Below are 15,036 nucleotides of genomic sequence, written 5' to 3'. Positions count from 1 at the left end.
GACGGCTTGCTCGACTATGATTGCATCCCTGGACACGCGTACCGCCCCGTTTGAACGCTTGGGCAACGATTACGTACGGTTTCTTGAAGCCCTGAAGACACGCGGCTTCGAAGGCGAAACCTCCCCGGATTACGCCCACCGCACGGTACTGGCGACGGACAACTCGATCTACCAGCGCCTGCCCCAGGCAGCGGTCTACCCCAAGCATGCCGAAGACCTGGAGCGCCTGGCCCGGCTCGCCGCGCAAACCTCCCACCGGGGCATCGTCCTGACCCCGCGTGGCGGCGGCACCGGCACCAACGGCCAGTCGCTCACCGACGGCATCGTGGTGGATGTGTCCCGCCACATGAACCGGATTCTGGAAATCGACGTCGAGAACCGCCGGGTGCGCGTGCAGGCAGGCGTCGTGAAGGACCAGCTCAACGCGGCCCTCAAACCCCATGGGCTGTTTTTCGCCCCGGATCTTTCGACCTCCAACCGCGCCACCATCGGCGGCATGATCTCCACCGACGCCAGCGGCCAGGGCAGCTGCGAATACGGCAAGACCCGCGACCACGTGCTGGAACTCGATACCGTGCTGCTCGGCGGCCGGCACCTGCACAGCCGCGCGCTGACGCCGGACGAGGAACAGGCCGAGCGCGAGCAGGAAGGTATCGTGGGCCGCGTGCACACCACCGCCGCCGAGATCATCGACCAGCAGCGCGACTTGATTGCGGCGAAATTCCCCCCGCTCAACCGCTGCCTGACCGGCTACGACCTGGCCCATCTGCGCGATGACCAGCGGCGGCTCAACCTCAACAGCCTGTTGTGCGGCTCGGAAGGCTCGCTCGGTTTTCTCAATGAAGCCGTCCTCAATGTGCTGCCGATTCCCAAGCATTCGACCCTGGTCAATGTCCGCTACACGAGCTTCATGGACGCCCTGCGGGATGCCAAGGCGCTGAAGGCCAGTGCGGCGCTGCCGACCTCGATCGAAACCGTCGATGACATCGTGCTCCGGCTGGCCATGGAGGATTTCGTCTGGGACAGCGTGGCGGAGTTCTTCCCCGCGACCGGTGCCGCGCCGATTCGCGGCATCAACCTGATCGAGTTCAACGATGACGATCCCGAGCGGCTGGCAAGCCGCGTCCAGGCGTTTACTGACCACCTGAGCCGGGACACCACCGTGGAGCGGCTCGGCTTTACCCTGGCCGAAGGGCGCGGGCAGATCCAGAAAGTCTACGGCATGCGCAAACGCTCGGTGGGGTTGCTGGGCAACGTCCAGGGCGAGAAGCGCCCGATTCCGTTCGTCGAGGATACCGCGGTGCCACCGGAGCACCTGGCCGACTTCATCGCCGAGTTCCGTGCCGCGCTGGATGCCCGAGGGCTCTCCTACGGCATGTTCGGCCATGTGGACGCGGGCGTGCTGCATGTGCGCCCCGCCATCGACATGAAGGACCCCGAGCAGGAAGCGCTGATTCGCGCGGTCTCCGATGAAGTCGCCGCCCTGACGCAGAAGTACGGCGGCCTGCTGTGGGGCGAGCACGGCAAGGGGGTGCGCTCGGAGTACGCGCCCAAGTTCTTCGGCGAGCTCTACCCCAGCCTGCAGCGGGTAAAGGCCGCGTTCGACCCGTACAACCAGCTCAACCCCGGCAAGATCGCCTCGCCCGCCGACGATGGCGAACTGATCGCCAAGGACAGCGACCCCGACCTGTTGACCATCGATGGCGTGACCACCCGTGGCCAGCTCGACCGCACCATCGATGAGCGCGCCTGGCAGGCGTACGATGCCGCGGTCTACTGCAACGGCAACGGCGCCTGCTACAACTACGATGTCGACGACCCCATGTGCCCGTCGTGGAAGGCCACGCGAGACCGCCGCCACTCGCCCAAGGGCCGCGCCAGCCTGATCCGCGAGTGGCTACGCCTGCAGTCCAATGCGGGAATCGACGTGGTCGAGGAGTCGCGCAAGAAGAAAGCCGAAGGGGGCTGGGGTTTCATCAAGCGTTTCCCGCTGCGCCTGGCCAACACCTTGAGCCGCAAGCAGCACCACGACTACTCCCATGAGGTGTACGACGCCATGGCGGGCTGCCTGGCGTGCAAGTCCTGCGCCGGGCAGTGCCCGATCAAGGTCAACGTGCCGCAGTTCCGCTCGCAGTTCCTGGAGGTCTACCACGGCCGCTACCTGCGCCCGCTGCGCGATTACATCATCGGCGGCACCGAATTCATGCTGCCGACAATGGCCAAGGCCGCACCGCTGTACAACGCCGTGATCGGCCAGCGCTGGGTGGAAAGGCTGATGCGCGACACCGTGGGCATCAGCGACTCCCCTGCCCTCTCCCGCGCCAGCGTGAAAAAGCAGCTCAAGGCCTGGGGCGTCGCCGAGGCCACGCCGCTGTCACTGGGATTTCTGACCGAACAGCAGCGCGCCAACAGCGTGATCATCGTCCAGGACGCCTTCACCACGCACTTTGAAGCCAAGCTGGTGATGGACGTGGTGGAACTTCTGGCGCGCCTCAACCTGCGCGTGTTCGTGATGCCCTTCTCCGCCAACGGCAAGCCGCTGCAGGTGCAGGGTTTTCTCGGCGCCTTCGAGCGTACCGCCGCCAAGCAGGCCGAACGGCTGCGTGCCTTAGCGCGGTTCGACGTCCCGATGGTGGGTATCGACCCCGCCATGACGCTCACCTACCGCCAGGAGTACGTGAAGGCATTGGGCAATGACGCGGTGCCGCAGGTATTCATGCTGCAGGAGTGGCTGGCGACCCGAGTCAACACCTTGGCGCCCAGCCAACGCAAGCTCGCCGACCCCGGCTTCAAGCTGCTCTCCCACTGCACCGAGAAGACCAACGCGCCGGGCAGCCCCAAGGCGTGGCAACAGGTATTCGCCGCGTTCGGCCTGGAACTGGAATTGATGAATACCGGCTGCTGCGGCATGTCCGGCACCTACGGCCACGAAACCCGCAACGCGGCAACGTCGAAAACCATCTACGCCCAGTCCTGGCAGCCGCAGGTGGAAGCGCAAGAGAACGCGGGTACGCTGCTGGCCACTGGGTACTCGTGCCGTAGCCAGGTGAAACGCTACTCGGACCAGGTACTGCCGCACCCGCTGCAGGCGCTGCTGGAGTGCTTGCGCAGCCGTTAGTCGTTGCCTAAAACCGACTTCGCCCGGCTAAGCGGATTGCCGGCCGGGCGCTGTCGAGATACGTAGGGCGAGGCCTTAAAAGAACAGCCTTTTCAGCGCCTGGCCCGGGTCCTCTTCGCGCATGAACGCTTCACCGACCAGGAAACCGTTGACGTTGTGATCGCGCATCAGTTCGATGTCGTCGCGAGTATGAATGCCGGATTCGGTGATAACGGTGACGCCTTCGGGAATGCGCGGCAGCAGATCCAGGGTGGTGTTCAGGCTGGTCTCGAAGGTGTGCAGATTGCGATTGTTGATACCGACAAGCTTCAGGTCCAGCGCCAGGGCGCGCTCCAGTTCGTCGGCATCGTGGACTTCCACCAACACATCCATGCCCATCTGGTTGGCCTGCTGGTGCAGGTCGCGCAGTTGGGAGTCGTCGAGTGCGGCGACGATCAACAGAATGCAGTCGGCACCTATCGCCCGCGCCTCGGTCACCTGATAGCCGTGGGTGATGAAGTCCTTGCGAATCACCGGCAGCGAGCATACGTCTCGAGCGGCAATCAGAAAGTCTTCGTGCCCCTGGAAGAAGTCGGCGTCGGTAAGCACCGAAAGACAGGCCGCACCGCCCTCGGCATAGCTCTTGGCGATCTCCGCGGGATGGAAGTCTTCGCGAATCACACCTTTCGAGGGCGAGGCTTTTTTCACTTCGGCGATGATCGCCGGATCTCCCGCCGCGATGCGTGTATCGAGTGCCTCGATAAAGCCACGCGGGGCGCTCTGCTTGTCCGCTAATGCCAGCAGGTCGGCTTCCGAAACCGCTTGGCGGCGCTCGGCCACTTCCTGGTCCTTGCGGGCCAGGATGCGCGTTAGAATAGTCGGCGTTGCCTGTTGAGTCATGAGAATCTCTTATTCCTTGAAGACGCTGGTGAAGTGGGAAAGCTCCTTGAGCTTTTCGAGCGGCAGCTTGGAAGCCTGAGCATCTTGAGCCAGTATCACGCCCTCCTTCAGGGTGTCGGCGATATCCGCGCAATAAAGCGCGGCACCCGCATTCAGCGCCACCATATCGGCGGCGGCGCCTTCCCCAGCGAGAGCCGCCTTGACCAGCCGCAGGCTGTCTTCGGCGCTGGTCGCTTTCAGTGTCGCCAGGCTCTGGCGCTCGATTCCCAAGTCTTCTGGGGTAACGGTATATTGAGTGATCTCGCCATCTTTCAGCTCGGCCACCATCGTGGGCGCCGCCAGCGAGATTTCATCCAGACCGTCTTCCGAATGCACCACCATCACGTGGCGACTGCCGAGCTTTTGCAGCACTTGGGCCATCAGCGGCACCAGCTCCGGCGCGTAAACGCCGAGTACCTGGTTGGGGGCGCCAGCCGGGTTGGTCAACGGCCCCAGGATATTGAACAGCGTACGTACGCCCATCTCACGGCGCGGGCCGATGGCGTAGCGCATGGCGGGATGGTGGTTGGGAGCGAACATGAAGCCTACGCCCACCTTCTCGATACAGCGCGCCACCTCCTTGGGCTTGAGATCAAGATAAATGCCCGCCACATCGAACAGATCGGCACTGCCGGATGACGACGATACGCTGCGATTGCCGTGCTTGGCGACATGGGCGCCCGCGGCGGACGCCACGAAGCTGGCTGCGGTGGAAACGTTGAACAGATTGGCGCCATCGCCGCCGGTACCGACGATATCGACGACGTTTTCGGCATTCAGTTCGACGCGCTTCATCAGTTCGCGCATGACCTGTGCAGCGGCGCTGATCTCGACGGCGCTTTCGCCCTTCATCGCCAGACCGACCAGTAGGCCGCCGATCTGCGCATCGGTGGCATCGCCGGTCATGATCCGGCGCATCAAGGTGTGCATGGCATCGAAAGAGAGGTCTTCGCGGCGCATCACCGCATTAATCGCGTCTCGCATTTGCATGAGCAGAGGGGCCCCTAAAGCGTATATAACCGGCAATCAGCCGCGTTTTAAAAAGTTGGCCAATAGCTCGTGGCCTTGGCGGGTGAGAATCGACTCGGGGTGAAACTGCACCCCTTCGATATCCAGCTCGCGGTGGCGCAGGCCCATGACCAGGCCGGGCGTCACATCGTCATCGCCGGTCCAGGCGGTAATTTCCAGGCAATCGGGCAAGCTCGCCTTCTCGACCACCAGGGAGTGATAGCGGGTCACTTCGACAGGGTTTTCCAGCCCTTCGAACACGCCCTGATTGTCGTGCAGTACGGCGGATGTCTTGCCATGCATCACCTGCGGAGCGCGAACCACCTTGCCACCGTAGACCTGGCCGATCGCCTGATGCCCCAGGCAGACCCCCAGTATGGGCAGCTTGCCGGCGAAGTGTTCGATGGCGGCCATGGAGATCCCCGCCTCGTTGGGCGTGCAGGGACCCGGCGACACCACCAGATGGGTGGGCGCCAGCGCTTCGATCTGCTCGAGGGTGATCTCGTCGTTGCGGTGAGTGATCACTTCCGCCCCCAGCTCACCCAGGTACTGCACGATATTGAAGGTGAAACTGTCGTAGTTGTCCAACATTAGAACTTTCTGAGACATGAACCATTAACCCCGTCGAATCCATTGAGCCGCTGGCAATCGATGATAGCCCAAACGGCAAGTGAGCCGGCACCCGCCTTCCCGTCTATTCGAGATTGTTCAGACCGCCTTCGGCCATGGCCACGGCGCGAAAGATCGCCCGGCCCTTGTTCAGTGTCTCCTGCCACTCCATCTCGGGTACCGAATCGGACACGATCCCCGCGCCGGCCTGGATGTGCAAGTGGCCGTCCTTGATCACGGCGGTGCGTATGGCGATGGCGGTATCCATGTTGCCATGCCAGGAGAGATACCCCACCGCGCCGGAATAGACGCCGCGCTTGACCGGCTCCAGCTCGTCGATGATTTCCAGGGCGCGAATCTTGGGCGCGCCGGATACGGTGCCGGCGGGGAATGTGGCCCGCAGCGCGTCCATGGCGGTCAAGCCCGGCTTCAGCTTGCCGGTGACGTTGGAGACGATATGCATGACGTGGGAGTAGCGCTCCACCACCATCTGGTCGGTGACTTCGACACTGCCGGTCTCGCTGATACGGCCCACGTCGTTGCGCCCCAGGTCGATCAGCATGAGGTGTTCGGCGATCTCCTTGGGGTCCGCCAGCAGGTCCGCTTCCAGGGCCCTGTCCTCCTCTTCATTGCGGCCGCGCTTGCGCGTACCGGCAATCGGACGGACCGTGACCTCGCCATCCTCCAGCCGCGTCAGAATCTCCGGGGAGGACCCCACCACCTGGTGGTCGTCGAGGTTGAAATAGAACATGTACGGCGAGGGATTCAAGCTGCGCAAGGCTCGATACAGGTCCAGCGGTGACGCCCGGTAGGGAATCGACATGCGCTGCGACGGCACGCATTGCATGATGTCGCCCGCCAGCACGTACTCCTTGATTTTCTCCACGGCACGCATGAAACCGGACTGGGTGAAACCGGAATTGAAATCGCTCTCTTCCACTGCCCCTCGCCCGGTGCTCGGGCTATGCAGGGTGGCGCTGGTTTCGCGCAAGCGGGCTTCCAGGCGGTCAAGACGCGCCACGGCATGCTCAAAAGCGTCGGGCTCGGCGGGGTCCGCATGGGTCCATACGGTCAAGCGCCCGGAAAGGTTATCGAACACCACCAGGTCGTTGCATACCATCAGCAGGATATCCGGCACTCCGAGCGGGTCGGGTTTTTCCACGCTCTTCAGCCGCGGCTCGATATAGCGGATGGTATCGTAGCCGAAATAGCCTACCAGGCCGCCGTCAAAACGCGGCTGATCGTCCAGCTTGGGCACCTTGAAACGCTGCTGGAAGGTTTCGATCCACTCCAGCGGGTCGCTCACCTCCGTCACCCCCAGGGTTTCCCCCTGCTTGATATGGTGAACCGTGAAACCGTGTACTTCGATACGCTCGTGGCTGGGCAGGCCGATGATCGAGTAGCGCCCCCACTTCTCGCCCCCCTGGACCGACTCCAGCAGAAAGGTCCACGGCACATTGGCCAGCTTCACGTAGGTGGATAGCGGCGTGTCCAGATCCGCCAATACCTCGCGGGTCACCGGGATGCGGTTGTAGCCCTCCCGGCTGAATTCTTGGAAGCGTTCCGGGGTCATCATCAAGCTGTCCTTGTCGAGGTGGAAGAGATCGTGGGGGAAGCGGGAGAAAGCAGCAGGTTCAGGGAATCGAGCAGGATATCGGGCTCGCTAAGGCTGATGGGTTCGCCATGGTTGTAGCCGTACGGGACCGCCACGGTGGCGAAACCGGCGGCCTTTCCCGCGCCAATGTCATGGCGCGAATCGCCGACCATCACGCACATTTCCGGCGCGAAGCCGAAATGCTCGGCGGCATGCAGCAAAGGCAGCGGGTCGGGTTTCTTGCGCGCCAGCGAGTCGCCGCCCAACCATAGGGCAAAATGGTCCGTCAGTTCAAAGTGATCCAGGATGGGTTCGATAAAGCGTTCGGGCTTGTTGGTTACCAGCACCAGGGTAAAGCCGGCACGCTTCAAGGCTTCCAGCGCGGGCACGACACCGGGATAAAGGTGGGTACGGACATTCGGTGCGGCGCTGTAATGATCCAGAAACACCTGATAGGCGCGTTCCTGCAGCTGTGCCGTGGGGGCGGACTGTTGCGCCCAGGTCAGTGCCCGTTCCACGAGCACCGGCGCGCCATTGCCGACCCAGTCACGTACATCCGCCTCGCTCGGCACGGGCAAGTCGAATTCGGCCAATGCCTTGGCGACCGCCACCGCCAGGTCCGGCACCGAGTCGATCAGGGTTCCGTCCAGATCAAACGCAATCAACCGTTTGTCCCGTAATATCGAATGCAACGTTTCACCCCCTAATGGATAATCATGACCGCACACGGCCGTGCCGTTGCTCTAGATACCATCTAGTTCCCAGCCAGGTATCTTACCTGCTTCGGGCCGGTATTCGCATTAAGCAGGGGGCGAAGAAAACTTCTATGCTGTGGCTGACTTAGCCAAGGAGCATTATATGGCCATACCCAGGATAGTGATTGTCGGTGGCGGTGCGGGTGGATTGGCACTGGCTACTCGTTTAGGGCACACGTTAGGCAAACGGCGGCAAGCCGAGATCACGCTGGTCGACCGCGATACCACTCATGTGTGGAAACCCCTTCTGCACGAGCTCGCCACGGGGATACTCAACTCCAGCATGGATGAAGTGGACTATCGTGGTCACTCAACGGCTCACTACTACCGTTATCAGCGCGGTTCGCTCTATGGTCTGGATCGCGAGCGCCAGGCGCTGCAACTCTCCCCCGTCACCGACGAAGACGGCGACGAAGTGCTGCCCGCTCGCGAAATCTCCTATGACTATCTGGTCATGGCGCTGGGCAGCGTTTCCAATGATTTCGGCACTACCGGTGTCGCCGAGCACTGCCACTTCATCGATTCGCCGCAGCAGGCCAGATCGTTTCAGCACGACATGATCAACACCTTTCTACGCTATACCGATCCAACGCTACGCCAGCATACCGAACTTACCATCGGCATTGTCGGCGGTGGCGCCACTGGTGTGGAACTCGCCGCCGAAATGTTCGATGCCTCGAGAATGCTGCATGCCTACGGCGTGACCTCTCTGGAGCACCAGCAGATAAACGTTCATTTGCTGGAAGCCGCCCCGCGCCTGCTGCCCGGCCTCTCCGAGCGAATCAGCCAGACGGTACAGAAGGAACTGGAAAAACTAGGCGTCAAGATACATACCGGCACTGCAGTCAAGGAAGCCAAGGCAAACCAGCTGATCACCGGTGACGACGAAGTGATCGAAACCGATCTCAACGTGTGGGCTGCAGGTATCAAGGCAGCCCCGTTTCTTGCGGAGCTGGGCCTGACCACCACGAAAAAGAATCAGATTCAGGTTGCCGCCACCCTGCAGAGCATCGATGACCCGCACATCTTTGCCTTGGGTGACTGCGCCAGCTGCCCCCAGGGCGAAGACAGCACGGTTCCGCCGCGTGCGCAGGCCGCCCACCAGCAGGCCAAGCACTTGGCGAAGAACCTGACGGCACTGCTGGCGGGCAAACCCATGGCCGACTTCCGCTATCGCGACCACGGTTCGCTGGTTTCCCTGGCGCGCTACGACGCGGTGGGCAACCTGATGCGCACCTCCGCCTCGCGGGGCCTGTTTCTCGAAGGCTGGCTGGCCAGGCAGTGCTATGCCTCGCTCTACCGCATGCATCAGCTCGCCATTCATGGTCCCCTCAAGACCGCGCTTGGCTGGCTGGTGGACAAGCTCAACCGCTACCTGAAGCCGCGCATGAAGTTGCACTAGGTGTATTCAAGCAGATTGGTCTATCCAAGCAGGTTAGCCTCTGCGGAAACTGGCCCGGCTCCTGTTAGCGCTGGGCCAGCGCCTCGCGCATCTGCTGGATGACCGTATCGTAGCCGTGGGCATCGTCGCTCGAGTGGGCCTTGAAGATTGCCGAGCCCGCGACGAAGGTATCCGCGCCGGCGGCGGCGATCTCGGCGATGTTATCGACCTTCACCCCACCATCCACTTCGAGGCGGATATCGCGGCCGCTGGCATCGATTCGCGCGCGCACTTCGCGCACCTTGTCCAGCGTTGCGGGAATGAAGCTCTGCCCGCCGAACCCCGGGTTGACGCTCATCAGCAGGATCATGTCGACCTTGTCCATGACGTAATCCAGGTAGGACAGCGGCGTGGCCGGATTGAAAACCAGTCCGGCGCGGCAACCGCCATCGCGAACCAGCTGCAGAGAGCGGTCGATGTGCTCCGACGCCTCGGGATGGAACGTGATATAGGTGGCGCCCGCTTCGATGAAGTCATCGATCAAGCGGTCCACCGGCTTGACCATCAAGTGCACGTCGATGGGCGCGGCGACGCCATGCTTGCGCAGCGCCTGGCAGACCATCGGGCCGATGGTCAGGTTGGGCACGTAATGATTGTCCATGACATCGAAATGGACGATATCGGCGCCGGAAGCCAGGACGTTATCCACTTCCTCGCCCAGGCGGGCGAAATCCGCGGAAAGTATCGAAGGTGCTATCAGAAAATCGCGAGGCGCTGCACTCATGGTTCATCCAGTAGGTAATAAGGAAGGGAAGCATCGCACGTCGTGTTACGACGTGACCGCCATGACCGGGCATTTTATCAGAGCGTTGGCTGCTCCGCAGGCGTACCGGCAGGCGGTGATGAGCACACTCATATTTCAAAAAAGAATATAAAACGCGATTGTAATTCCACAAATCAAGGTTTAACCTCTGCAGTCATCAGGCAATCGTGCCTTGTCGTCTTTTTGGAGGTTCCAATGACGTTTCCCCTGTACCTACGCCGCAGTGTTCTCGCCCTTGCTCTGGGTGCCGGTGTCAGCGGCACCGCCTTCGCCCAGGAGCGTGAGCTACTCAACTCCTCCTACGATATCGCTCGCGAGCTCTTCGCCGCGATCAACCCCGAATTCCAGGCGCACTGGAAGGAAGAACACGGAGAAGAGATCGAGATCAGCCAGTCCCACGGCGGCTCCTCGGCCCAGGCCCGCGCCATCCTGCAGGGCTTGCGCGCCGATGTCGTTACTTTCAATCAGGTAACCGACGTGCAGGTGCTGGCGGATGGCGGCCTGGTCGCCGAGGACTGGCAGGATCAGTTCGCCAACAACGCCTCGCCCTATTACTCCACCACGGCGTTCCTGGTGCGCAAGGACAATCCCAAGAATATCGAGAACTGGGATGACCTGGTACGCGAGGATGTGAAGATGGTCTTCCCCAACCCCAAGACCTCGGGTAACGGCCGCTACACTTACCTGGCCGCGTGGGGCTTCGCCGAGGAAGAGTTCGACGGCGACGAAGAGCAGATTCACGACTTCATGCGCACCTTCCTGCGTAACGTGTCGGTATTCGATACCGGCGGCCGTGGTGCTACCACGAGCTTCATCGAGCGCGGCATCGGCGACGTGCTGATCAGCTTCGAGTCCGAGGTCAACAACATTCGTGGCGAGTACGGTTCCGACGACTACGAAGTCATCGTGCCGCCCACCAGTATTCTGGCCGAGTTCCCGGTTGCCGTGGTGGGTCCCAATGCCGAGCGTAACGGTAACGAGGACCTGGCCCAGAGCTACCTGGAGTACCTCTACACCGAGGAAACCCAGCGCTTGCTCGCCGGCTTCAACTACCGCGTGCATAATGAAACCGTCGTCGAGGAATTCTCCGACCGCTTCCCCGAAACCAAGCTGCTGCGCGTGGAAGACGTCTTCGGTAGCTGGAATGAAGCGATGGAGACCCACTTCGAAGGCGGCGCCCTGCTCGATCAGCTCCAGCGTCGTTAAGAGCCACTCATGAGGACTTCGGCTTTCTCCCGCCTCGGCAGCACGCGCGTGCTGCCGGGGTTCGGCCTGTCTCTGGGTATCAGCCTGACGTTCATCTCGCTGGTGCTGCTGCTGCCTCTGACCGGCCTGTTCGGCCAGTTGGCCGATCTAAGCCTGGCGCAATACTTCACCATCATCACCGAAGGCCGGGTCGTGGCCAGCTATATGGTGACCATTGGCGCAGCGGCGGTGGCAGCACTCGTCAACGCCGTGTTCGGCTTGCTGCTGGCGTGGGTACTGGTGCGGTACACCTTTCCCGGCAAGCGCCTTCTCGATGCGTTGATGGATCTGCCCTTCGCCCTGCCCACGGCGGTGGCCGGCATCACCCTGGCCACGCTCTATTCCAGCAATGGCTGGATGGGGCGCCTGCTGGAACCCCTGGGGTTCCAGGTCGCCTACACTTGGGTGGGTATCGCGCTGGCCATGGCCTTCACCAGTATTCCGTTCGTGGTGCGTACGGTGCAGCCGGTCCTCGAAGACATGCCCCATGAAGTGGACGAGGCCGCCATGTCGCTGGGCGCAACCGACGGCGTCGCCTTTCGTCGGGTCATCCTGCCGCACCTGTGGCCGGCCCTGGTGACCGGCACGGGGCTGGCGTTTGTGCGCTCGCTGGGGGAGTTCGGGGCGATCATCTTCATTGCCGGCAACATGCCCTACGAAACGGAGATCACCGCGCTGATGATTTTCGTCAAGCTGCAGGAGTACGACTACGCCGGTGCGTCGGCAATCGCCTCGGTGGTGCTGTTCGTTTCCCTGGCCTTGCTGCTGGCCATCAATATCTGGCAGGGGCGTTTTATCCGTCGGCTGCACGGAGGCAAGGGCTGATGAGACGTATCGGAGACGCGCCGCATATCCGGCGTATTGCTATCATCGCCGCTGTCGCGCTATCGGCATTGTTTTTGCTGCTGCCGCTGGTGGCGATTTTCGCCCAGGCCTTCGCCCAGGGCGTCGCCATCTTCTGGCAGAACGTAAGCAACGAATACACATTGGCCGCCATCGGCTTGACGCTGATGATCGCGCTGATGACGATCCCCGTCTGCCTGGTGTTCGGGGTGGCCTTGGCCTGGCTGGTGACCCGCTTCAGTTTCCCGGGACGGCGCATCCTGCAGACCTTGATCGATATTCCCTTCGCCGTATCGCCGGTGGTGGCGGGGTTGATCTACTTGCTGCTGTACGGGCGCAACGGCTGGATCGGCACCTGGCTGGACAGTCATGACATCCAGCTGATGTTCGCCTGGCCCGGCATCTTGATGGTGACCATTTTCGTCACCTGTCCGTTCGTTGCCCGGGAGTTGATCCCGTTGATGCAGGCCCAGGGGTCGCGCGAGGAAGAGGCTGCCGTCACCCTGGGCGCCTCGGGCTGGACCACGTTTCGTCGGGTCACGCTGCCCAATATTCGCTGGGCGCTGCTGTACGGTGTCATTCTGACCAACGCCAGGGCGGTGGGTGAATTCGGTGCGGTATCGGTGGTTTCAGGGGCGATACGCGGGCATACCAATACCCTGCCCCTGCATCTGGAACAGCTCTATCAGGACTACAACACCGTTGGCGCCTTTGCCAGTGCAGCGCTACTCGCCTTGATTGCACTACTGACCCTGGTGGCCAAGGCCGGACTGGAATGGCGCGCTACGCGCCGGGAGGAATTTCCATGAGTATCCAGCTTCATAATGTTGCCAAGCACTTTGGCAAGACCCGGGCGCTGGAACCGATCAGCCTGGATATCCAGGAGGGCGAACTGGTCGGACTGCTCGGCCCGTCCGGGTCGGGAAAGACCACCCTGCTGCGCATCATGGCCGGACTGGAAACCGCTGACACCCAGCCTTCCCCGGGCAGAATCCTCTTCGGCGACCGCGACGTCACCCATGTCCACGTGCGCGACCGGCGAATCGGCTTCGTGTTCCAGCACTACGCCCTGTTTCGCCACATGAGCGTCTACGACAACGTGGCGTTCGGCTTGAGCGTAATGCCGCGCAAGCAGCGTCCGAGCAGCGGTGAAATTCGTGCCCGCGTCCACCGCCTGCTGGAAATGGTCAAGCTGGAGCAATTCGCCAAGCGTTACCCCGCACAGCTCTCCGGTGGCCAGCAGCAGCGCGTTTCGCTGGCCCGCGCCCTGGCGGTAAAGCCCGACGTATTGCTTCTCGACGAACCCTTCGGCGCCCTCGACGCCAAGGTTCGCCAGGACCTGCGCCGCTGGCTGCGGCATCTTCACGACGAGCTCGACTTCACCAGTGTCTTCGTCACCCACGACCAGGAAGAGGCCTTGGAGCTTTCAGATCGGGTCGTGGTCATGAGCAACGGCCGGATCGAACAGATCGACACTCCCGAGTTACTCTACCGCACGCCGAAAAATCGCTTTGTGTTCGAGTTTTTAGGCGATGTGAATCACCTGGAAGGGAAAGTGACGAACGGCGTCCTGACCTGCGGCGACGCGTACTGGCACGTCGATCTGCCCGATGGACATGTAGAGCTCTTGCTACGCCCCCATGAAGTGCGCCTGACCGAGCAGCCTACCTCCGAGAGCCATCTGCCGGTAATGATCACGGCAATTTCCCCGGTGGGGGCCGAGGTACGTGTGGAGCTGGAGGCTGACTGGCTAGCCCAACCCTGGCTTGCCACCGTACGCCACACCGACTTTGAGCATCTGTCGCTAAGTCGTGGCCAACGCTTGTTCGCCCATCCACGCCACTGGCGGCGCTTCCCCGAAGCGGAGTCGAACGCGGCGGAGCAGAGCCGCGTCGCATAAACCGGTTTCCCGGCACAGCAGCGTTAGCCGACCCAATCGGGGCGGCTAACTAACGATAGTGTTTGTTCGTGCCAACTCGGAAGCTCACCCGCCTGAACGCCAGCTCGTTGCCAATAGCGAATCGAGTCGTCAAACCCGTAGCAAAGCTCATCACCTGCGCGTACCGCCGGCGCAACACACGGGTTATACTGGTGTTTTGCCATAGCGGAGGAAGATCATGCTTCGGCGCCAGTTTTTAAAAATGTCAGGTATCCTGCTTGCCAGTGCGTGGCTCGCCGGTTGCGCCAGCCCCCATTACCTGCAGCTCAATCCTCAACGCAGCGCCGCGGTTCCCCAGGCGGGCCAGGGCCAGCAAGTCACCGTGATCGCTCAGGATGGACGTGCCACGGAAGTGATCGGCAGCCGCAGCGGACAATCCATGGCGACCTCGCAGATCATCGTCCATAGCCATGAGCTGATTCCACGGTTGCAAGAACAGGCGCAGCGCGCGGTACGCGACATGGGCTTCTCCCCTACTACCGAACCGGCCGCAGGCCGCCCCTCCTTGACGCTGGTACTGGAAAGCCTGGCCTATCGCAAGGGTGACAGCGGCCAGCCGCTGGTGGATGAGGCGCGTCTAGAAGCGGTGTTTCGTGCCGAGGCCAAGAACCAGGGCACTACCTACACCGGTACCTATACGTCCCGCCGTACCCAGGGCTATGCGTTGAAGCCCGATCGCGACGCCAATACCCGGATGCTGAACGACTTGCTCAGCGATGCGCTCAACCGAGCCTTCAGCGACCCCGAATTGGCCAACCTGCTGGCCCGCTGAATGTTCCAATCGGTTGTCGATTAGTCGCAAG

Annotated in this window: 13 protein-coding genes; 7 read left to right on the top strand and 6 right to left on the bottom strand. The window is 62.0% G+C overall.

Going from position 1 to position 15,036, the window contains the following annotated elements; genetic code table 11:
• Positions 1–16 precede the first annotated feature (16 nt).
• On the top strand, positions 17–3,118 hold the full coding sequence (locus R5M92_RS02450; RefSeq protein WP_346797586.1) for an FAD-binding and (Fe-S)-binding domain-containing protein: 3,102 nt from the start codon (positions 17–19) through the stop codon (positions 3,116–3,118).
• 75 nt (positions 3,119–3,193) lie between these two features.
• On the opposite strand, the gene trpC is transcribed toward R5M92_RS02450, so the two are convergent.
• The 5 genes from trpC to R5M92_RS02425 form a co-directional block, all read right to left on the bottom strand.
• Positions 3,194–3,997, bottom strand: a complete 804-nt coding sequence (gene trpC / locus R5M92_RS02445) for an indole-3-glycerol phosphate synthase TrpC (protein ID WP_346797585.1) — start codon at positions 3,995–3,997, stop codon at positions 3,194–3,196.
• A gap of 9 nt (positions 3,998–4,006) precedes the next feature.
• Complete coding sequence (trpD, locus tag R5M92_RS02440; RefSeq protein WP_346797583.1) at positions 4,007–5,026, bottom strand: anthranilate phosphoribosyltransferase; 1,020 nt, start codon at positions 5,024–5,026, stop codon at positions 4,007–4,009.
• Between the two features lie 36 nt (positions 5,027–5,062).
• The gene (locus R5M92_RS02435) at positions 5,063–5,653 is read right to left on the bottom strand and encodes an aminodeoxychorismate/anthranilate synthase component II (RefSeq protein WP_346797581.1); all 591 of its coding nucleotides are present in this window, start codon (positions 5,651–5,653) and stop codon (positions 5,063–5,065) included.
• An 85-nt stretch (positions 5,654–5,738) separates the two neighbouring features.
• Entirely contained in the window at positions 5,739–7,226 is a 1,488-nt protein-coding gene (trpE, locus tag R5M92_RS02430; protein WP_346799216.1) for an anthranilate synthase component I, read from the bottom strand.
• A 2-nt stretch (positions 7,227–7,228) separates the two neighbouring features.
• Positions 7,229–7,909 carry a phosphoglycolate phosphatase gene (locus R5M92_RS02425; protein WP_417339108.1) on the bottom strand — a complete coding sequence of 227 codons (681 nt, stop codon included), beginning with the start codon at positions 7,907–7,909 and terminating at the stop codon, positions 7,229–7,231.
• Between the two features lie 196 nt (positions 7,910–8,105).
• Between R5M92_RS02425 and R5M92_RS02420 the strand changes: the two genes are divergently transcribed.
• Positions 8,106–9,404 (top strand): NAD(P)/FAD-dependent oxidoreductase, encoded by a 1,299-nt coding sequence (locus R5M92_RS02420; RefSeq protein ID WP_346797578.1) that lies wholly within the window; start codon positions 8,106–8,108, stop codon positions 9,402–9,404.
• A 64-nt stretch (positions 9,405–9,468) separates the two neighbouring features.
• Here the strand turns inward: R5M92_RS02420 and rpe are convergent, their stop codons facing one another.
• Positions 9,469–10,167, bottom strand: a complete 699-nt coding sequence (gene rpe / locus R5M92_RS02415; protein ID WP_346797577.1) for a ribulose-phosphate 3-epimerase — start codon at positions 10,165–10,167, stop codon at positions 9,469–9,471.
• A 234-nt stretch (positions 10,168–10,401) separates the two neighbouring features.
• Here rpe and cysP point away from each other — a divergent pair, with 234 nt between their 5' ends.
• From cysP to R5M92_RS02390, 5 genes are all read left to right on the top strand, one after another.
• Entirely contained in the window at positions 10,402–11,412 is a 1,011-nt protein-coding gene (gene cysP, locus R5M92_RS02410; protein ID WP_346797575.1) for a thiosulfate ABC transporter substrate-binding protein CysP, read from the top strand.
• 9 nt (positions 11,413–11,421) lie between these two features.
• Positions 11,422–12,276, top strand: a complete 855-nt coding sequence (cysT, locus tag R5M92_RS02405) for a sulfate ABC transporter permease subunit CysT (RefSeq protein ID WP_346797574.1) — start codon at positions 11,422–11,424, stop codon at positions 12,274–12,276.
• The gene (gene cysW, locus R5M92_RS02400) at positions 12,276–13,103 is read left to right on the top strand and encodes a sulfate ABC transporter permease subunit CysW (protein WP_346797572.1); all 828 of its coding nucleotides are present in this window, start codon (positions 12,276–12,278) and stop codon (positions 13,101–13,103) included. The genes cysT and cysW overlap by 1 nt, the downstream gene beginning before the upstream one ends.
• Positions 13,100–14,194, top strand: coding sequence for a sulfate/molybdate ABC transporter ATP-binding protein (locus tag R5M92_RS02395; protein WP_346797571.1), 1,095 nt, complete (start codon positions 13,100–13,102; stop codon positions 14,192–14,194). The genes cysW and R5M92_RS02395 overlap by 4 nt, the downstream gene beginning before the upstream one ends.
• A gap of 217 nt (positions 14,195–14,411) precedes the next feature.
• A complete protein-coding gene (locus R5M92_RS02390; RefSeq protein ID WP_346797569.1) occupies positions 14,412–15,005 on the top strand; it encodes a YajG family lipoprotein in 594 nt (197 codons plus the stop codon).
• Positions 15,006–15,036: the final 31 nt, after the last annotated feature.

The organism is Halomonas sp. Bachu 37, from assembly GCF_039691755.1.
GTDB classification, from domain to species: domain Bacteria; phylum Pseudomonadota; class Gammaproteobacteria; order Pseudomonadales; family Halomonadaceae; genus Vreelandella; species Vreelandella kashgarensis.
The sequence above is the reverse complement of the archived record's forward strand: the minus strand, read 5'-3'. Positions and strand labels throughout refer to the sequence as shown.